The following is a 19,236-nucleotide window of genomic DNA, read 5'->3' on the forward strand; positions in this document are numbered from 1 at the left end:
TCCGGCAGGATTGGTCGCTTGAGCACCGTCGAAACAATGCAGGAGGCGCGGCCCCGAAAGGGCCGTGCTAGGGCCTTTGCAAAGGCGCTAGGGCGGTTTCTGTTTGCCGCCGTCACCACCTATCTCGGCCTGCTGGCCGTCACCTTCTTCATCGGCCGCGTCGTGCCGATCGATCCCGTGCTCGCCATTCTCGGCGACCGCGCGCCCAACCACGTCGTCGAGCGCGTACGCCAGGAAATGGGCTTCAACCTGCCGCTTTACCAGCAATTTTTCATTTATATCAAAGGCATACTGTCCGGCGATTTCGGCAATTCGGTGCTGACGACCAATCCCGTCATGGTGGATATCCGCCGGGTGCTGCCGGCGACGATCGAACTCGCGACGCTCGGAACGCTCATCGGTGCTTTCGTCGGCGTGCCGCTTGGCGTTCTCGCCGCGGTGCGTCGTGGCAGCATCGCCGACCAGATCGTGCGCGTCATCGGCCTGATCGGTTATTCGGTGCCGATCTTCTGGCTGGCGCTGATCTCGCTCGTCATCTTCTATGCGCAACTGCGCTGGGTGGCCTTTCCCGGGCGCATCGACATCGTCTTCGAATATACGTTCACGCCGATCACCGGCCTTTACCTGCTAGACAGCGCCTGGCAAGGGCAATGGGACGTCTTCTATGATGTCTTCCGTCACATCATCCTGCCCGCCTCGCTGCTTGGCTATTTCTCGCTCGCCTATATCAGCCGCATGACGCGCAGCTTCATGCTGAACGAGCTTTCCCAGGAATATATCGTTGCCGCGCGCGCCAAGGGGCTTTCGGAAACGCGGGTGATCTGGGGCCATGCGTTGCGCAATGCCGCCGTGCCGTTGGTCACCGTCATTGCGCTTTCCTATGCCGGCCTGCTCGAAGGATCGGTGCTGACGGAGACCGTTTTTTCCTGGCCGGGCATCGGGCTCTACATCACCAATTCGCTGCAGAACGCCGACATGAACGCCGTGCTCGGCGGCACGATCGTCATCGGTACTGTTTTCATCGGCATCAACCTTCTGTCCGATCTTCTCTACCGGACGCTCGACCCGAGGACGCGAAACCGATGACGTTTCCCGCCAACCCATCCCAGCCAATGAGCCGCCGTGAATGGCTGCTTTCCGATCGGCCGCAATCGCGCCTGCAGGCTCGCCTCGGCCGCACCTACGTCACCTGGCGGCAGTTCACGGCCAACAGGCTCGCCGTTGTCGGCCTGCTGATCATCGTGGCGCTGCTTTTTATCGCCGCCTTTGCCGATGTGCTCGCCACGCATAACCCCGTCGTCGGCGATCTTCGCAATGCCCGCCTGCTGCCGCCCGGCACGGGGGGATTCTGGCTCGGTTCGGATGACCAGGGCCGCGATATCTATTCGCGGTTAATCTACGGATCGCGGTTGACGCTGCTCGTCGTCGTGCTGGTCGCCGTCATCTCGGCGCCGGTCGGGCTGATCGTCGGCACGGTCTCCGGTTATGCCGGAGGCTGGGTGGATGCGACACTGATGCGCATCACCGATATCTTTCTCGCCTTCCCGAAGCTGGTGCTGGCGCTCGCCTTCGTCGCAGCGCTCGGTCCCGGTATTCAGAACGCGATCATCGCCATCGCCATCACCTCCTGGCCGCCCTATGCCCGCATCGCGCGCGCCGAGACGCTGACGGTTCGGCGTTCCGATTATATTTCGGCGGTGAAGCTGATGGGCGCCTCGCCTCTTCGTATTATCGTGCGCCATGTCATGCCGCTCTGTATTTCCTCGCTGATCGTGCGCGTGACGCTCGACATGGCGGGCATCATCCTGACGGCGGCCGGTCTCGGTTTCCTCGGTCTGGGGGCGCAGCCGCCGCTGCCGGAATGGGGGGCGATGATCGCTTCGGGACGGCGCTTCATCCTCGATCAATGGTGGGTCGCGGCGATGCCCGGCATCGCCATCCTCATCGTCAGCCTCGGCTTCAATCTCCTCGGCGACGGCCTGCGCGACGCGCTCGATCCGAAGGAGAGCGGCCAATGACGACACTTCTGACGGTGGACAAGCTCAAGGTCAGCTACCCCACGCGCACAGGCGTGATCGAGGCCGTGCGCGGCGTCTCCTTCACGCTCGGCAAGGAAAGGCTCGGCATCGTCGGCGAATCCGGTTCCGGCAAGTCGCAGACCGGACGGGCCATCATGGGCCTGACGCCGAAACACGGCATCGTCACGGCCGACAGGCTTAATTTCAACGGCATCGATCTTATCAATGCCTCGGCCGGCGAAAGGCGCAGGCTGCGCGGCAAGCGCATCGCCATGATCTTGCAGGATCCGAAATATTCACTCGATCCCGTCATGTCGATCGGGCGGCAGATCTGCGAAACGCTGCGCACGCATGAGAAGGTCGGCAAGACGGAGGCGCGCGATCGTGCGCTCGCCATGCTGGAAGCGGTGCAGATTCGCGATCCGAAGCGTGTCTTCGACCTGCATCCGCACGAGGTCTCGGGTGGCATGGGGCAGCGCGCGATGATCGCAATGATGCTGATTGCCGGGCCGGAACTGCTGATTGCCGACGAGCCGACCTCGGCGCTCGACGTCACGGTGCAACTCGACGTGCTCCGGATCATGGACAGGCTGGTGTCCGAGCGCGGCATGGGGCTGATCTTCGTCTCCCACGATCTGAGGCTGGTCTCCTCCTTCTGCGACCGCGTCATCGTCATGTATGCCGGAAAGATCGTCGAGGAGCTGGCGGCGGCCGATCTCAAACATGCGCAGCATCCCTATACACAGGGGCTGCTGAACTGCATGCCGGAGATCGGCGCGAACCGTCATCCGTTACCGGTGCTCGACCGCAAGCCGGAGTGGGCGGCATGAGTGCAGCTCTTGAGATCGCCGACCTGAGCGTCGTTTACGACCATTTTCATGCCTTGAAGGATGTCAGCATCGCCATCGAACGCGGCGAATCCTTTGGTCTTGTCGGCGAATCCGGCTCGGGAAAATCGACCTTGCTGCGGGCCGTTGCCGGACTTGCGCCGGTCAGCGGCGGCGCGATCAACATCGATGGCGAGCCGCTGAAAGGTTCGAAACGCACCAAAGTCTTCTACCGGCGCGTGCAAATGGTCTTCCAGGACCCTTATGGTTCGCTGCATCCGCGCCAGACGATCGACCGGCTTCTGCTCGAACCGCTAGCAATCCACGGCATCGCCGACGGCGAGAAGCGCATCGCCCGCGCGCTTGACGAGGTCGGCCTCGGCAATGGTTTCCGTTTCCGCTACCCGCACCAGCTCTCCGGCGGCCAGCGCCAGCGCGTGGCGATCGCCCGGGCGCTGATCGTGGAACCGTCGATCCTGCTGCTTGACGAGCCGACATCGGCGCTCGACGCCTCGGTGCAGGCCGAAGTGCTGAACCTTTTGGAAGAGATCCGACGCGACCGCAAGCTCACCTTCGTGATGGTCAGCCATGATCTCGGTGTCGTCACCCATATGTGTGAAAGGCTCGCCGTGATGCGCAACGGCGCCGTCGTCGAGCGGCTGAGCTCGCAGGAACTGGCGCAAGGCGCGGTTCACGAGGACTATACGAGAAATTTGATGATCGCGAGCAAGGGTTTTGTCAAAGCCTGAAAGCCAATCTTTTCAAACCATTGAAAGGAAAAGACCGGCGGCGGCGTTAAGGATAATGCTTCCCTAAAAGACGACCATTCGACTAGACTATTGACAGCTGCCTTGCTTCTGTCATGATCTCGTTAACGTTTGTTAGCTTTCGTGATCGATGGAGGTTGATTGCATGTTCTTTCTCGGTGGGATGACCATGGGTTACCTCGATCCTCCTGTTAGAGCTGATCGCCGGGAACAGATTTCGGCATCCATTCCTGCGGAAAAGGATCGTCGGCTGATCGAGACTTCCTCCAACCCGTCGCAGACCGAGAACGCCGTCGAGCGCTCGTTGATCTGGGCTTGGCGCACGCTCTGCTAAAAGGGCTGGTTGAATTTTCTCTTCCGCTCGCTCTGGACGGAAATTTATCTCTACCTACTTGATAGAGAAAATAAGAATATAAGCGCGAGCCGCACAACCGGCCGCACGAGAACAACGGAGGCGACATATGGCAGATCTGGGTATTTCGCATGCTCACGTGAACCAGTATGGTTCCGTACCGACCAAGAAGCCGCTCACCACGCGCCACAGGCTTCAGACGATGCTTCATGGCGCGATCTTCACCGCAGCATTCCTGTTCGTCGTAGCCATGGTTTGCGGCGTCGTCGGGTAATCCGGCCTGATCAAGCGTCGGCAGGTGCCGGCGCTGCGGCGGTTTCTGCCTTTATTGAATTCCGGAACATTTAATTTGTCTCGGCATTCTCCTGACACTCGAATGTCAAAAGGAGAATGGTCACGAGAGACATTTTGTTATGGTGATCGGCATTCCGATCCGCATCGTTCTTCTGTACTTTTTTCACGCCATCCAAAACACGCCCGAGCGACCTTGATCTCGAGCGGAAGCGGCGTGGGCCACAACCGCCCAACCCGCCGCCAGACGCATGGTCAGGCGATCAGCGTCTTTCGTTTTTCTCGAATCGAAGAGCTCTTTGCCGGAACCAGGTGCCGGCATTTTCGTCATTTCCGCCGCCCAGACAAGCTCGCCGGGCGGCGGCGCATGCCGCTTGACTTGAATTTTCCCGAGGGTGTCCAAACTTTCGACCTGGCTTTCGCAGAGAGGGTATCGATGGTCTTGATCCCGTCGGGTCACGTCCTGAACAGGGCTTAGCCCGTTTGCATTGCTTGGCCCGAGTGTCGTCACCCCCAGCTTCATCGATCTTTGAAGAATAGGGCTCCGTTCATGTAGCAGTCATGATAAGCAGTGCAAAAGGCTGAGCAAAACAGCTATAACTTTGTTTGGATCCAGAACCGAACCCATGTCTATTTCTCATCTTTCTCCGAGCCTTCCGCGCGAATCCGAGACGAAGCAGATCGATCACAATGGTTCGATCCGCTCGACCTATCTTTCGAACGAGGACATCAAGGCGATGGGCGATGCAGTCGCCCGCAACGGCGTCGACAAGCTGCCGGCTTTCGCCCCCTTCGATTTCTTCGCGCGTCATAAGGAAAACGAGAAGGAAATCCTGCGCGTCTACCGGACCACGGCGACCGACGTCGAGGCCGGCGAGACGATCACGCCGGCGGCAGAATGGCTGCTGGACAATCACTATATCGTCGAAGAGGCGATCCAGGAGGTGCGGCGCGACTTCCCCCGCCGCTTCTATCGCGAATTGCCGACCATGGTCGTCGGCGGCGTCGAAGTACCGCGGACCCTCGTGCTTGCCTGGCTCTATGTCGCCCATACCCACAGCACGATCTCGCAGGAAAGTCTGACGGCGCTGGTCGACGGCTTCCAGGCCAGCGAAACGCTCAGGATCGGCGAACTCTGGGCGTTGCCCTCCCTCGTGCGCTACGTGCTCGTGGAAAATCTTCGTCGCATTTCGAGCCGTGTCGAAGCCAGCCGCCGCCTGCGTCGCCGCGCCAATGAGGCGGCCGACGAATTGGTGCGCCTTACCGATCCAGCCGCGGCGGCCGCCTATCTGAAGACGCTGGAACCGCTTGCTGAGGACAATACCTTCTCGACGCAGTTCCTCTATCGCCTGCGCGACGGCTCGCAGACGTCGAGCTTGGCGATCACCTGGCTCGACGAGCGGTTGGAACAACTCGGCCGCAACACCGAAGAGGCGACGACGGCCGAACACAGCCGGCTCTCTTCCGGCAACGTGACGATGGGTAACATCATCCGCAGCCTTCGCGAGATCGACGATGCCGAATGGTCCGTCTGGGTCGAGCAGGTCAGCCATGTCGATAAGCTGCTCTGGGAGCATTCGGATTACGGCATCCTCGATTCCGGCTCGCGCAACAAATATCGCAAGCAGATCGAGAAGCTGGCCAAGCGCTCGCCGCTGTCGGAAATGGAAATCGCCCAGCTGGCGCTCGACATGACCGATGCCGCCAAGGCCTCCGACGAGCCGCAGCCGCATGAACCGAACGTTGGCGGCTTCCTGTCGGGCGCGCAGCGGCCGAAGCTCGAGGCGCGGGCGAATTATCGCCCGACGGTCATCCAGCATTTCGTGCGCGCCGTGCGCCGGTTCAACTGGCTGGCGATTGCCGTGCCCGTCATGCTGCTGACGGTTATCGCCATGGCGATCGTCGGCAAATTCATGGCGAATGCCGGCATGGGTGCTTTCGAAATCGCCTTGCTGCTGATCATGTTCTCAGTACCGGCATCGGAGGGGGCGACGGGTCTCTTCAACACCTTGCTGTCCTTCTTCGTGACGCCGGCGCGACTCGTCGGCTACGAGTTCAAGGAAGGCATTCCGGAAGATGGGCGCACGCTGCTCGTCGTGCCCTGCCTGATCTCGAACCGCGACAGCGTGGACGATCACGTGCGCAATCTCGAGGTCCATTATCTCGCCAATCCGCGCGGCGAGATCTATTTCGCGATGCTCAGCGACTGGCCGGACAGCGAGGTCGAGGAAACGCCTGCCGATCTCGAAGTTCTCGATTATGCCAGGCGCGAGATCGCCAATCTCTCCGCCCGTTATGCCTATGACGGTAAGACGCGTTTCTATCTGCTGCATCGCCGCCGCCTCTACAATCCCTCGGAAGGCGTCTGGATGGGTTGGGAGCGCAAGCGCGGCAAGCTGCACGAGCTGAACATGCTTCTGCGCGGCGACCGCGACACGACCTACCTGCCGGGCGCCAATACCGTGCCGGCCAATGTGCAATATGTCATGACGCTCGATGCCGATACGCGCCTGATGCGCGATGCCGTCACCAAGCTCGTCGGCAAGCTCTATCATCCAATCAACCGCCCGGTCATCAATCCGAAAACCGGCCGCGTCGAAAGCGGCTATGGCGTGCTGCAGCCGCGTGTCACCCCGTCGCTGACGACGGGCAAGGACGCGTCGGTCTTCCAGCGCGTCTTTTCGATCAACCGCGGCCTCGATCCTTACGTCTTCACCGTTTCCGATGTCTATCAGGATCTCGCCGGCGAAGGCACCTTCACCGGCAAGGGCCTTTACCATGTCGACGCCTTCGAAGCGTCGCTGAAGGGCCGGATCGACGAGAACTCCGTGCTCAGCCACGATCTTCTCGAAGGTTCGATGGCGCGTTGCGCGCTCGTCACCGATCTCGAACTGGTGGAGGATTTCCCGATCCGCTACGAGGTGGAAACCTCGCGCCAGCATCGCTGGGCGCGTGGCGACTGGCAGCTTCTCCCCTACATGTTCAATCCGAAATACGGCGTCACGGCACTCGGCCGCTGGAAGATGTTCGACAATCTGCGCCGCTCGCTGACGCCGATCGCCTGGTTCTTCGCCTCCGTGCTCGGCTGGTATTTCATGAGTCCGCTCGGCGCACTCATCTGGCAGATTCTGCTGATCTTCTGCCTCTTCGTCGCGCCGACGTTGTCGCTCATCAACGGCATCATCCCGCGCACCAGCGATATCATCGCCCGCGCCCATCTCTATACGGTCTGGTCCGATATCACCGCTGCCAATGCGCAGGTTGCGCTGCGCATCGTCTTCATCGCCGATTCGGCTTGCATGATGGCGGATGCGATCGGCCGTTCGCTCTACCGCCTGTTCGTCAGCCGCAAGCTGATGCTGCAGTGGCGGACCGCCGCCAGCGTCCAGGCCGGCGGCCAGGGCACGCTGATCTCCTATTACAAGGCGATGTGGCATGCACCGGTGCTGGCGCTGCTGGCGCTTGGTTTTGCTGCCCTTCCAGGCGACAACGCCTTCCTCGTCGGCATTCCCTTCGCGCTGCTGTGGATCCTGTCGCCTGTCGTCGCCTGGTATGTCAGCCAGTCGGCGGAGACCGAGGACCGGCTCGAGGTCGCCGATTCCGTGTCGAGCGAACTGCGCAAGATCGCCCGGCGCACCTGGCGTTATTTCGAGACTTTCACGACGGCCGAACAGAATTATCTGCCGCCGGACAATATCCAGGAAACGCCGCATGTGATCGTCGCGGCGCGCACCTCGCCGACCAATATCGGCGTCTATCTGCTTTCCGTCGTTTCCGGCCGGCATTTCGGCTGGTTCTCCTTCGAGGAGACGCTCGAGCGGCTGGAGCAGACGATCGCGACGATCGACAAAATGGAGAAATTCCGCGGTCACCTGTTCAACTGGTACCACACCGATACGCTGCAGACGCTTGGCCCCCGTTACGTCTCGGCCGTCGACAGCGGCAATCTCGCCGGCCATCTGATCGCCATTTCGTCGGCCTGCCGCAACTGGGCCGAGGCGCCGTCCGCACATATGCAGGGCAATCTCGACGGCGTCGGCGACACGGCCGGCATTCTCGGCGAAGTGCTGGCGGACCTGCCCGACGATCGCAAGACCGTGCGCCCGCTGCGCCGACGCCTGGAGGAGCGCATCGTCGGCTTCCAGAACGCACTCGCCGCAGTCAAGCGCGAGCACGAATTCGCCTCCATCCGTATCATCAACCTCGCCGTTCTCGCGCGCGACATCGAGAAGCTCGCCGCCAATCTCGACCATGAGGTCAAGTCGAAGCAGAGCGAAGAGGTCACCTTGTGGGCGGCATCGCTGGTGAAGGTCTGCGAGGCGCATATTTCCGACAGCACGTTCGATCTTTCCAAGGTCGATGCGCTGAGGCCGCGCCTGGTGGCGCTGCGCGACAAGGCGCGCGATCTCGCCTTCTCGATGGATTTCGGCTTCCTGTTCCGGCCAGAGCGGCGTCTGCTGTCGATCGGCTATCGCGTCGAAAGCGGTGAACTCGACCAGGCCTGCTACGACCTTCTCGCCTCGGAATGCCGCCTGACCAGCCTCTTCGGCATAGCCAAGGGTGATCTGCCGACGGAACACTGGTACCGTCTCGGCCGCCAGGTCGTGCCTGTGGGGTCACGCGGCGCGCTGGTTTCCTGGTCCGGCTCGATGTTCGAATATCTGATGCCGCCGCTCGTCATGCAGGAGCGCGGCGGGGGTATTCTCAACCAGACCAACAATCTGGTCGTCGTCGAGCAGATGAATTACGCCCGCAAGCTCGGTATTCCCTGGGGCATTTCGGAAGCGGCCTTCAATGCCCGTGACCACAACCTCAATTATCAGTACACGAATTTCGGCGTGCCGACGCTCGGCCTGAAGCGTGGCCTCGGCCACAATGCCGTCATCGCGCCTTACGCCTCGCTGCTCGCCGCCCAGTACGACCCGCCGGGGGCGCTCGAAAACCTGCAGAGGCTGCGCAAGGTCGGTGCGCTCGGCAAGTTCGGCTTCCACGACGCCGTCGACTTCACGCCGACGCGCGTGCCGGAAGGCAAGAAATGCGCGGTGGTCTACAATTATTATGCCCACCATCACGGCATGTCGATCGCGGCGGTCGCCAACGTCGCCTTCAACGGTCATCTGCGCGAGCTCTTCCACTCCGATCCCGTCATCGAGGCAGCGGAGCTGCTGCTGCAGGAAAAGGCGCCGCGCGACATTCCGGTCATGAGCGGAAAGCATGAATCCGACACGCCGGCCAGCATCCAGGACGATCTCCTGCGGCCGGAGATCAGGAAGATCAGCGATCCGGCGTCGCGCGACCGCGAACTCGTGTTCCTGTCGAACGGCCATTATTCGCTGATGCTGACGGCGACGGGCGCCGGTTATTCCCGCTGGAACGGCCTTGCCGTTTCACGCTGGAAAGCCGATCCGACCGAAGACCGCTGGGGAAGTTTCATCTTCCTGCGCGACACCGCCACCAATGAATGGTGGTCGACGACATCGGAGCCGAAGGGTGTCGAGGGCGAAAAGATCAAGGTCGAATTCGCCGACGAGAAGGCGCAGTTCACCAAGACGGTCGGTGACCTCACCAGCGAGGTGGAGTGCATCATTGCGACCGAGCATGATGCCGAGGCCCGCCGCGTCACCCTGCTCAACATGGGCACGGAAGACCGTTTCATCGAGGTCACCTCCTACCTCGAACCGGTGATCACCTCCGACGATACCGACAATGCGCATCCGGCATTCGCCCGGATGTTCGTCAAGACAGAGATCGGCAAGCGCGGCGACGTCATCCGCGCCGAACGCAACAAGCGCGATCCGAACGAGCCGAACATCAGCATCGCACATCTGATCGTCGACAATGCCGGCGACACCCGCCACACCGAATTCGAGACCGACCGGCGCAAGTTCATCGGCCGTGGCCGCAGCCTTGCCGATGCGGCGGCCTTCGATCCGGGTGCGACACTTTCCGGCAGCGACGGCTTCATGCTTGATGCCGTCATGTCGCTGCGCCGCACCGTCCGCGTACCGGCCGGCAAGAAAGTCAGCGTGATCTTCTGGACGATCGCGGCGCCGAGCCGTGACGAAGTCGACAAGGCGGTCAATCGCTACCGTCATCCCGACGCCTTCACCCACGAGCTGGTCCAGGCCTGGACACGCACGCAGGTGCAGATGCGCCATGTCGGCGTCACCTCGCAGCAGGCGGCGGCCTTCCAGCATCTCGGACGCTATCTCGTCTATCCCGACATGCAACTGCGCAAGGACGAGGCGACCGTCGAGGCCGGCCTGCAGTCGCAATCGGCGCTCTGGCCGCTGGCGATCTCCGGCGACTTCCCGATCTTCACGCTGCGCATCAATGACGACATGGATCTCGACATCGCCCGCGAGGCGCTGCTGGCGCAGGAATATCTGCGCTCTCGCGGCGTCACCGCCGATCTCGTCATCATGAACGAACGCGCCTCTTCCTATGCGCAGGACATGCAGCATGCGCTCGACGCCATGTGCGAAAACGTGCGCCGCATGGGCCAGGCCGACGGGTTGCGCCAGCATATTTTTGCGGTTCGCAAGGACCTGATGGAGGAGAGCACCTATCATGCGCTGATCGCGGCTTCGCGCGTCACGCTGCATACCAAGAACGGCAAGGTGGTCGACCAGATCAACCGCGCCGTGGCGCTGTTTGCACCCTCCAAGGAGGAGTTGCAGGAGATGGAGCGGGCCGAGCGCAACAAAGCCCCCGTCAAGCGTATCGCGCCGGTGCCGCCAGCTGTCGTGCCTGCCGTCGTCATCGAGGACGAAGGCGATCTCGACTTCTGGAACGGCATCGGCGGCTTTGCCCGCGACGGGCGCGAATATGTCGTTCGGCTGCCCGGAGGTCATGCGACGCCGCAGCCCTGGATCAATGTCATCTCCAATGACAAGTTCGGCTTCCATGTGTCGGCCGAAGGCTCAGGCTTTACCTGGAGCGTCAATTCGCGCGACTATCAGCTGACCTCCTGGTCGAACGATGCCGTGGTCAACCGTTCGGGCGAGGCGTTCTATCTCACCGATCTGGACAGCGGTGCCGTCATGACGCCGTTCGCCGCGCTTTCCCGCCGCCCGGACATCCGTTTCGAAGCTCGCCACGGGCTCGGTTATTCCGTCTTCTCCAGCGTTCAGCACGATATCGCACTCGAGCTGACGCAGACGATCGACCGCGAAAAGCCGGTGAAACTACAGCGCCTTCGCTTGCGCAATACCGGTTCGGCCCGCCGTAAGCTGCGTCTCTACGGTTATGTCGAATGGGTCCTTGGCAGCAATGCGGCCCGCACAGTGCCTTTCGTCCTGTCGAGCCGTGACGAGGAGACGGGGGCGCTGTTTGCCACCAATCCCTACAGCATCGATTTTTCCAACCGCACCGCCTTCTTCGCGGCGAGCGAGACGCTTTCGAGCTTCTCGGCAAGCCGGCGCGAATTCATCGGCAAGGCGGGAACGATCCAGACGCCGCAGGCCGTCACCTCCGCCGCCGGCCTTTCCGGTACGACCGATCTCGACGGTGATCCGGCCGCAGCGCTTGCGATCGACATCGAGCTTAGCGCCGGCGAGGAGCGTGACTTCACCTTCTTCCTCGGCGATACGCCGACAGAAGAAGAAGCGCGCACCGTCATCGCCGATATCCGCAAGGCTTCATTCGACGAGACAGTCGAGGCGAACCGCGCCTTCTGGCGGGATTTCACCGGCAGGCTGCAGATATCGACTCCGGATCGCGGGATGAACAATCTCGTCAACACCTGGCTGCCGTATCAGAGCCTCGGCTGCCGCATCATGGCCCGTACCGCCTTCTACCAGGCAAGCGGCGCCTTCGGTTTCCGCGACCAGCTGCAGGACACGCTGGCCTTCGTGCTGCACGAACCCTCGCTTGCCCGCCGGCAGATCCTCAATGCCGCTTCGCGGCAATTCCGTGAAGGCGATGTACAGCATTGGTGGCTGCCCGGAACGGGTGCCGGCGTGCGCACGCTGATCTCCGACGATGTCGTCTGGCTCAGCTATGCAATCCATCACTACTGCAGCGTCACCGGCGACAAAAACGTGCTCGACGAGGAGATCGCCTTCCTGGAAGGGCCGGCACTGCTCGAAGGCCAGCACGACTCGTTCTACAAGCCGGAAATTTCCGAAGACAAGGCGAGCGTCTACGAACACGCGGCGCTGGCGCTCGATCTCGCCATCGCCCGCAAGGGGGAAAACGGCCTGCCGCTGTTCCTCGGCGGCGACTGGAACGACGGCATGAACCGCGTCGGCATCGGCGGGCGCGGCACCAGCGTCTGGCTCGGCTGGTTCCTGGCGGGCGCATTGCGCTCCTTCATTCCCTATGCCGAAGAGCGCGGCGACACGGTCCGTGCAGAGCGCTGGTCGGCGCATCTTACCGAGCTCAAGAAGGCGCTCGAAACCGCGGCCTGGGATGGCGGCTACTATCGCCGCGGCACGTTCGACGACGGTGCGTTGCTCGGCTCCAGGGAAAGCCCCGAATGCCGGATCGATTCCATCGCGCAGTCCTGGAGCGTTCTGTCCGGCGAAGGCGATCCGGCCCGCGCCGTCACGGCGATGGATGCCGTGCTCGATCAGTTGGTCGACGAGGATGCCCGCATCATCCGGCTGTTCACACCGCCTTTTGCCAATTCCGCCAGGGATCCCGGTTATATCAAGGCCTATCCGCCGGGTGTGCGCGAAAACGGCGGGCAATATACCCATGCCGCAACCTGGGTGGTGATGGCGCTGGCGGAGCTGAAGCGGGGCGACGATGCCTTCCGCTGCTTCCAGATCCTCAACCCGATCACCCATGCGCTCGACAAGGCTTCAGCGGAGCAATACCGCGTCGAACCTTATGTCGTGGCGGCCGACGTCTACGGACATGAGCCCTATACGTCGCGCGGCGGCTGGACCTGGTATACCGGGTCTGCCGGCTGGCTCTACCGTGCCGCCGTCGAGGGCATCCTCGGCATCCGGCGGAAGGACGGCCGGCTCTATGTGCGTCCGTCGCTCCCGTCGGAATGGGACGGTTTTGCGGCGGAGGTGGAGCAAGGCGACGGCAAATACCGCATTTTGGTCTCAAAAGCGTCCAATGACAGCGGCTACACTCTGTCGATAAACGGCTGCGAAGTCACCGATCCCGAAGAGGGATATCCGCTCGGATAACAGCGTTCTCCACGCTGAAAAACACGGCGATTCGCGACGGCCAAAAGGGAACCCTTTTGGCCGTCGTCGCGTTTGCAAATCGGATAATAAGGAGAAACCCATGGCAAGCACGCCGACCGAAGCCATCGTCGCGGGGCGCAGTTCCCTATCCGCAGCTGCGCCGGTGCGTGACACGAGGCTCGACGTCTTGCGCGGCCTGGCCCTGATCATGATCTTCATCAATCATGTTCCCGGACAAATCTTCGAATATGTGACGACGAAGAATTTCGGTTTCTCGGATGCCGCCGAAGCCTTCGTGCTGATCTCGGGCATTGCCGTCGGCCTTGCCTATGGGTCCCGCTTCCAGGTGGGCAACCGGCTCACGGTGGCGATCAAGGCGGTAAAGCGCGCCTTCACACTCTATCTCGCCCATATGATTACCACCTTCATGACGCTGGCGCTCTTCATCTGCGGTGCCTGGCTGTTCCATCGGCCGGGCTTGCTGGTCGAAATCAATATCCTGGCGGTTCTGATGAACCTGAAGGAAGGCATTCCGGCGCTGCTCTTGCTCGGCCACCAGATCGGCTACAACAATATTCTGCCGATGTACGGCGCGCTGATGCTGATGGTGCCGATCATCCTGCTGTTGAATGCGCGCAGCCCCTGGCTCGCGCTCGGCGTCTCGGCCACGGTCTGGCTGCTTGCGGGCATCTATGAGGTGGCGCCGCACAACATGCTGATCGAGAGTTACTGGTTCCTCAATCCGCTCTCCTGGCAGTTCCTGTTTTCGATCGGCATCGTCTCGATGCTGCATATCAAGCGCGGCGGCACGATCCCGCAGCATCCGCTGCTGCTCGCTGCCGCTGCCGGTTACGTCATGCTGTCCTTCATCTGGGTGACCGGCCATCTCTGGATCTGGGGCAATTCGCTGGCGGCACTCGGCCTGCCGACTGTTATCACCGGTTTCGACAAGACCTTCCTGTCGCTGCCGCGGTTGCTGCATGTACTGGCGCTGACCTATCTCGTTATCAGCATCCCGGCACTCTCGCGCATCCTGCGCCGTCCTGCGGACCATCCGCTGACAATCCTCGGCCGTCATTCGCTGAACATCTTCGTCGCCGGCACGATCCTCGCCATGATCGGCCAGGTGGTGCTCTACATCACCAACAAGGACCAACTGGTCGGTCCGCTCTTCGTGATTGCAGGGATCGCGATACAATTCGCCTATGCCTATTATCTCGAACGCAAGCGCCAGCAGGGCAGGCTCAAGGGGAAACTTGTCACCGATACCGCCACCATCCCCGTTCCCGTCCGCATTGGCGGGACGGCAAATGCCTATCGCCGGAACGATCGGAAATAGGGCTGGGATTTGCCCGACATGAAGGAGCCGGTGGCCGATGGCCGCCGGCTCAATTTTTATGCATGAGGATGTTCACCAACTTGCCGAAGGGATCTCGGACATAAAAGCGCCTGACGCCCCAAGGCTCGTCGGCCGGGCCGTACTCGATCGGGAAGCCTGAGGCCGACATCGCTTCGAAAGCAGCATCGAGGTCGTCGACCTCGATCGAGAGGTCCGGCACCTCCGTTCCGGAACCGCCTTCACTGGCGATGCTGAGCTGAACGTTCATCGAGCGCGCCGCGCCGAACGTCGTGATCCAGCCGTGATCCATAATGACGTCAAGACCGAGGATATCCTGATAGAAGCGCCGGGCCAGGGTGACATCCGCTGCCTGGATATTGGCGACGATGCGCAGGACCTTCATGGGTTCGCTCCCGAGGTACTCCATGATGGGAAAGGATAGCGGGGATCAACGCAGCGATCAATCATATGGACAATTGTGAAGACACCGTGCGGTACCCACGCGGCATCCCATCTCCCCCATTGTGTACGCCCGGAGACATAGCCGGCCGGTGTTCGGAGACATGCCTGACACTTCCGTGATGATTTCTCGGGAGGTCGGCATGGTCTGGTCTGGCGGAGAGATGCCCCAGCAGGTACGACACCATCTCTAGATTTCGGGAATGGTTTGAGGGGATGACCGCCTCGGCCTCCATCTTCGCGATTGTTGCGCGCAAGGAATGGCTGTCATGCGCTTTATGGCCCAGATGGCATCACCTGTCGGGTTGTTGAGAAAAGCGGACCTTGCGTGATGTCGCCGACCTGGCCGGCCGCCACGATAAAGCGCAGGGGGAGCGCATCGGCCAGCATATGGACCTTGTCGTCAGCCTATCTCTGGAACGCCCCAGCACCTGATCCTTTGCCCCCATTTCCGCTCGCCGCCTGTTGATGGTGCGCATGATAGTGCTGTCGATCATTTAAGTTCCGATTGTCCGGTCAGCAGTAAGGGCATCAAAGGCCCGCTCCCATACTCCGGCATGGCGCCAGCGACTGAACCGGCGGTGGACCGCCTTCCACTTGCCATAGCGCTCCCGGCAGGCTCTGCGAGGGTGCGCCCGAGCGCAGGATCCACAAACATCCGATCACAAAGGACCGGTTGTCTATCCCTACCCCCGTTCGACCCGGATGGCTGGCTTTGTCTGGCAACAAAGGCGAAAACCATTTGCGCCTCGATCAACTCCCATCAAAGGCCTCCGTGCTGCACACGGTACCCTCTGAATCAGCGATCCACCGATTTGGGAATCCTGTATGTCGATTGGTCCTCAGTCCGAGAGCAAACAAAAAGGCCGGAAGGGCGTCACCCTTCCGGCCATTATCTTGAAATCCGAACCGATCAGGCGGCTTCGGTGGTGTGGGCCTTGCGGACCTCGTCGTCCGTCAGGATGCCGCTGGCGCGCAGCAGGGCGGCGAAGCGGCCGTTGCTGTGGCTGAGTTCGTCGAAGCTGCCCTGTTCGACGACGCGACCGTCATCCAGGAAGAGCACCATATCGGCTTCGCGGACCGTCGACAGGCGGTGGGCGATGATGAAGGTGGTGCGATTCTGGCGCAGATTGTCGATTGCGGCCTTGACGCGAGCTTCGGTTTCGACGTCGAGCGCCGAGGTCGCCTCGTCGAGCACCAGGATCGGCGCGTCCTTGAGGATGGCGCGGGCGATCGCGATGCGCTGGCGCTCGCCGCCGGAGAACTTGTTGCCGCGTTCACCGACATGCGTATCATAGCGATCCTCACGGGTCTCGATGAAGTCGGCGGCGGCGGCGGCTTCGGCCGCACGGCGCATTTCTTCTTCGCTGGCGCCTTCGCGGCCAAGGCGAATATTGTCGCTGATCGAACGGTTCAGCAGGCCCGCATCCTGGAAGACAGTGGCGATGTGGCGACGCAGCGACTTGCGGGTCACCTTTGTGATATCGGTGCCGTCAACGAGGATCTTGCCGGCCTGGGCGTCGTAGACACGCTGCAGCAGGTTGACGAGTGTCGTCTTGCCGGCGCCGGTCGGGCCGACGATCGCCACCGTCTGGCCTGCCTTCACCGAGAAGGAGACATTATGCAGGCCCTGTGAGCTGTTGCCGAAGCCGAAGGAGACGTCGCGGAATTCGATCGCACCCTTGACGTCCTTGATCTCGCCGTTGCCGGCCGGCTCTTCACGCTCACGCACCGAGTCTTCAAGCGTATAGAAGTCCTCGAGCTTGGAACGGGCCTCGAAAATCTGCGTGGCGAACTGGCGCATCAGGTCGAGACGGCCGATCAGCAGGTTGGCAAAGCCGATGAAGGCGATGACGTCGCCGACGCGCAGCTGGCCGGCCTGCACGAGCATGGTGCCGATAATCAGGACCACCATCATCGCGATGGTCGACGCCATGCGGTTCAGTGCGCTGGCGATCGCCCACCAGTCGAGCACCGGATACTGAGCTTCGAGTAGACGGTCGGCAAAGGATTTCAGCGCCCTGGTTTCGGCCTCGATGCGGTTATAGCTATGCAGGACCGAAACGTTGCTGATCGAGTCGCTGACATGCGAGAAGACGGTATGATAATGGTTCTCGACCGAAGCTTGGCCGTCCTTGGTGCGGCTCATCACGACGCGGCCGATCAGCCAGTAGGCGATGGCGAGCACCATGAGGACGGCGGAAAGGCGCAGGTCCATCGACATTGCGGTCGGTATCAGAAGGGCAAGCGCGATGACCGTCGACAGGTGGTTGCGCATGAATTCCAGCCAGAGGCCGAACAGCGTTTCGCAGGCGCGCAGCAATGTGTGCAGCGCGTTTGAGGTGCCGCGCTGATGGTGCCAACCAAGCGGCATGGAAATGATGCGGCCGAAGGCTTCCGTCAACAGCGTCGCCCGCCGGCCATGGGCCAGCCGGTCGGCCTCGCGGGCCACCAGAACGAAAGCAATGGTGTTGAAGACGGCGAAAGTCGCCCACATGAAGAGGATGGGCTTGACCTCACCCTTGCCCGAAATCGCATCGATGATACGACCGAACAGGATCGGCTCCGCGATGGTGATCGTCGCAAGAACAATGTTTGCGACAACGACCAGGGATACGCGCAGCTTGTAGGCGCCAAGATAGCGCAGAGCCCTTGCATAGACCTTGAATAGCGTCACGTTGAAACCTCTTGTGCATCTGCGAAAAACGGGATGATGCGATGCTACAAAAGGCTACCTGAACGGGCGATTAACGGCGTATTCAGAGTTCGACCGATGTGACGATTGATACGATCGTATTATTGCAGACGCGACGAGATGGCTATGGCGCCGAAATTGCCGTTCGGCTATATCTCGCGACAATTTGCGCTTGCATTTTATTAAATGTTTAGCGCAGCATTAAATTACAGACTGCATTTATTGAAGACCGTTTCGCGACCAGCTTGACCAGCCGCCGACGGCCTCATGCGGGCATCAGGTCCGGGCAAGGGGCATATTTGTGAAAATTAATTCGTTAATTCAATTGCTTGTAATTCTGGAAGAATGCTCAAACCCTGAAGCCGTCGTCACCGAGTTGGAGCAGGTCCTCCACGGTTGCGGCTTCGAATATTACGGCCTGCTGCGCCATTTGCCGCAGCGCCCGGTACAGCAGAATCCGGAGCCTTGGGCTGCGGCGCTTGCCGGCCGCTGGCCGGAACAATGGCCGCAGATATATGCCGCGAAAAAATATGCTCTGATCGATCCGATGGTGCGCTATCTCGCCCACGCGCAGCGGCCTTTCGGCTGGCGAGAGGCGATGGCGGCCTTCCACAAGGATACCCACCAGCGCCGTATGGAGCAGATGATGGTCGATGCCTTTGGGCACGGGTTGGAGGACGGTTACATCTTTCCGATCCACGGACGCAACGGCACTCTCGCCAGCCTCAGTCTCGCCGGCAAGCCGATCGAGCTGTCGCCGGTGGAAATCGCATTGCTGGAGGCGGTGGCGCGCAAGGCCTTCTGGCGGTTGCTCGATCTGAAAGGCGAGGCGCAGGCACTAGAAACCGTGCTGCCGGCCGACACGCCGCTGACGCGGCGCGAGATGGAAATCCTGCATTATCTCGCCGAAGGCATGACTTCGATGGAGATCAGCAAGATGCTGAAGATATCAAACCACACCGTCGACTGGTATATGAACGGCTTGCAGGACAAGCTGAAGGCGAAAAACAGGCAGCAGGCGGTAGCGCTTGCCTTCCGTCATGGCCTGATAAGTTAGGGCAATTCCGCTTCTCATCGAAGCGAAACCGCTTTGCATTTTATTTTTACGCAACTCCGGACGGAAACCGCATCGCACTTTTCCTGGAATTGCTTCAGCATGTCGAAAAATTGCATTTCGCAGTCGCAAGATAAATTGAAGTTTCTGTGACAAGAAGTTAAGAATTTCCTTCGCGGGTGCAGCATTCCCGCGTCTGAACGTCTGAGGAGACCGTTTTGCCCATTTCCAAGATTCTCGTTGCCAATCGCTCCGAAATTGCCATTCGCGTGTTCCGCGCGGCCAACG

At 61.1% G+C, this 19,236-nt stretch carries 13 protein-coding genes; 9 read left to right on the forward strand and 4 right to left on the reverse strand.

From position 1 onward, the window contains the following. Positions 1-18: 18 nt before the first annotated feature. The 6 genes from FY112_RS34950 (at position 19) to FY112_RS37100 (ending at position 4,238) form a co-directional block, all read left to right on the forward strand. Positions 19-1,086, forward strand: coding sequence for an ABC transporter permease (locus FY112_RS34950; protein WP_017962556.1), 1,068 nt, complete (start codon positions 19-21; stop codon positions 1,084-1,086). Continuing rightward, positions 1,083-2,018: an ABC transporter permease gene (locus FY112_RS34955; RefSeq protein ID WP_017962555.1), complete on the forward strand. Its 936-nt coding sequence runs from the start codon at positions 1,083-1,085 to the stop codon at positions 2,016-2,018. Before FY112_RS34950 ends, FY112_RS34955 begins: the two co-directional genes overlap by 4 nt. Further along, positions 2,015-2,848 carry an ABC transporter ATP-binding protein gene (locus FY112_RS34960; RefSeq protein ID WP_131628234.1) on the forward strand — a complete coding sequence of 278 codons (834 nt, stop codon included), beginning with the start codon at positions 2,015-2,017 and terminating at the stop codon, positions 2,846-2,848. The genes FY112_RS34955 and FY112_RS34960 overlap by 4 nt, the downstream gene beginning before the upstream one ends. After that, positions 2,845-3,594 carry an ABC transporter ATP-binding protein gene (locus tag FY112_RS34965; RefSeq protein ID WP_026158940.1) on the forward strand — a complete coding sequence of 250 codons (750 nt, stop codon included), beginning with the start codon at positions 2,845-2,847 and terminating at the stop codon, positions 3,592-3,594. Before FY112_RS34960 ends, FY112_RS34965 begins: the two co-directional genes overlap by 4 nt. 163 nt (positions 3,595-3,757) lie before the next feature. After that, a complete protein-coding gene (locus tag FY112_RS34970) occupies positions 3,758-3,946 on the forward strand; it encodes a hypothetical protein (RefSeq protein WP_017962552.1) in 189 nt (62 codons plus the stop codon). A 127-nt stretch (positions 3,947-4,073) separates the two neighbouring features. After that, the gene (locus tag FY112_RS37100; RefSeq protein ID WP_003543858.1) at positions 4,074-4,238 is read left to right on the forward strand and encodes a hypothetical protein; all 165 of its coding nucleotides are present in this window, start codon (positions 4,074-4,076) and stop codon (positions 4,236-4,238) included. A 183-nt stretch (positions 4,239-4,421) separates the two neighbouring features. On the opposite strand, the gene FY112_RS37105 is transcribed toward FY112_RS37100, so the two are convergent. Further along, a complete protein-coding gene (locus FY112_RS37105; protein WP_181018325.1) occupies positions 4,422-4,766 on the reverse strand; it encodes a hypothetical protein in 345 nt (114 codons plus the stop codon). 115 nt (positions 4,767-4,881) lie between these two features. Here FY112_RS37105 and FY112_RS34980 point away from each other — a divergent pair, with 115 nt between their 5' ends. Together FY112_RS34980 and opgC are read left to right on the forward strand one after the other, a co-directional pair. Continuing rightward, on the forward strand, positions 4,882-13,401 hold the full coding sequence (locus FY112_RS34980) for a glucoamylase family protein (protein ID WP_151520390.1): 8,520 nt from the start codon (positions 4,882-4,884) through the stop codon (positions 13,399-13,401). Positions 13,402-13,501: 100 nt separating this feature from the next. Next, positions 13,502-14,740 (forward strand): OpgC domain-containing protein, encoded by a 1,239-nt coding sequence (gene opgC / locus FY112_RS34985; protein ID WP_131620053.1) that lies wholly within the window; start codon positions 13,502-13,504, stop codon positions 14,738-14,740. 49 nt (positions 14,741-14,789) lie between these two features. Here opgC and FY112_RS34990 read toward each other — a convergent pair whose 3' ends face one another. Both FY112_RS34990 and FY112_RS35005 read right to left on the reverse strand, forming a co-directional pair. Further along, complete coding sequence (locus tag FY112_RS34990) at positions 14,790-15,143, reverse strand: VOC family protein (protein WP_017962548.1); 354 nt, start codon at positions 15,141-15,143, stop codon at positions 14,790-14,792. A gap of 969 nt (positions 15,144-16,112) precedes the next feature. Continuing rightward, a complete protein-coding gene (locus FY112_RS35005; protein WP_065281622.1) occupies positions 16,113-17,876 on the reverse strand; it encodes a glucan ABC transporter ATP-binding protein/ permease in 1,764 nt (587 codons plus the stop codon). 319 nt (positions 17,877-18,195) lie between these two features. On the opposite strand from FY112_RS35005, the gene FY112_RS35010 reads away from it, so the two are divergent. Then, the gene (locus FY112_RS35010; protein WP_094087125.1) at positions 18,196-18,951 is read left to right on the forward strand and encodes a LuxR family transcriptional regulator; all 756 of its coding nucleotides are present in this window, start codon (positions 18,196-18,198) and stop codon (positions 18,949-18,951) included. A gap of 14 nt (positions 18,952-18,965) precedes the next feature. Here the strand turns inward: FY112_RS35010 and FY112_RS37240 are convergent. Beyond that, the coding region (locus tag FY112_RS37240) for a hypothetical protein (protein ID WP_210384815.1) at positions 18,966-19,236 on the reverse strand (271 nt) is incomplete at its 5' end.

It is taken from the genome of Rhizobium sp. PEPV16 (genome assembly GCF_008919455.1).
GTDB lineage: Bacteria > Pseudomonadota > Alphaproteobacteria > Rhizobiales > Rhizobiaceae > Rhizobium > Rhizobium leguminosarum_Q.

What these genes read in the sequence shown, in the direction of transcription:
- FY112_RS34955 (WP_017962555.1), top strand. Translation starts at nt 1,083, where the DNA reads ATGACGTTTCCCGCCAACCCATCCCAGCCAATGAGCCGCCGTGAATGG.
- FY112_RS34990 (WP_017962548.1), bottom strand. Translation starts at nt 15,143, where the DNA reads ATGAAGGTCCTGCGCATCGTCGCCAATATCCAGGCAGCGGATGTCACC.
- FY112_RS34980 (WP_151520390.1), top strand. Translation starts at nt 4,882, where the DNA reads ATGTCTATTTCTCATCTTTCTCCGAGCCTTCCGCGCGAATCCGAGACG.
- FY112_RS34970 (WP_017962552.1), top strand. Translation starts at nt 3,758, where the DNA reads ATGTTCTTTCTCGGTGGGATGACCATGGGTTACCTCGATCCTCCTGTT.
- FY112_RS37100 (WP_003543858.1), top strand. Translation starts at nt 4,074, where the DNA reads ATGGCAGATCTGGGTATTTCGCATGCTCACGTGAACCAGTATGGTTCC.
- FY112_RS34960 (WP_131628234.1), top strand. Translation starts at nt 2,015, where the DNA reads ATGACGACACTTCTGACGGTGGACAAGCTCAAGGTCAGCTACCCCACG.
- opgC (WP_131620053.1), top strand. Translation starts at nt 13,502, where the DNA reads ATGGCAAGCACGCCGACCGAAGCCATCGTCGCGGGGCGCAGTTCCCTA.
- FY112_RS34965 (WP_026158940.1), top strand. Translation starts at nt 2,845, where the DNA reads ATGAGTGCAGCTCTTGAGATCGCCGACCTGAGCGTCGTTTACGACCAT.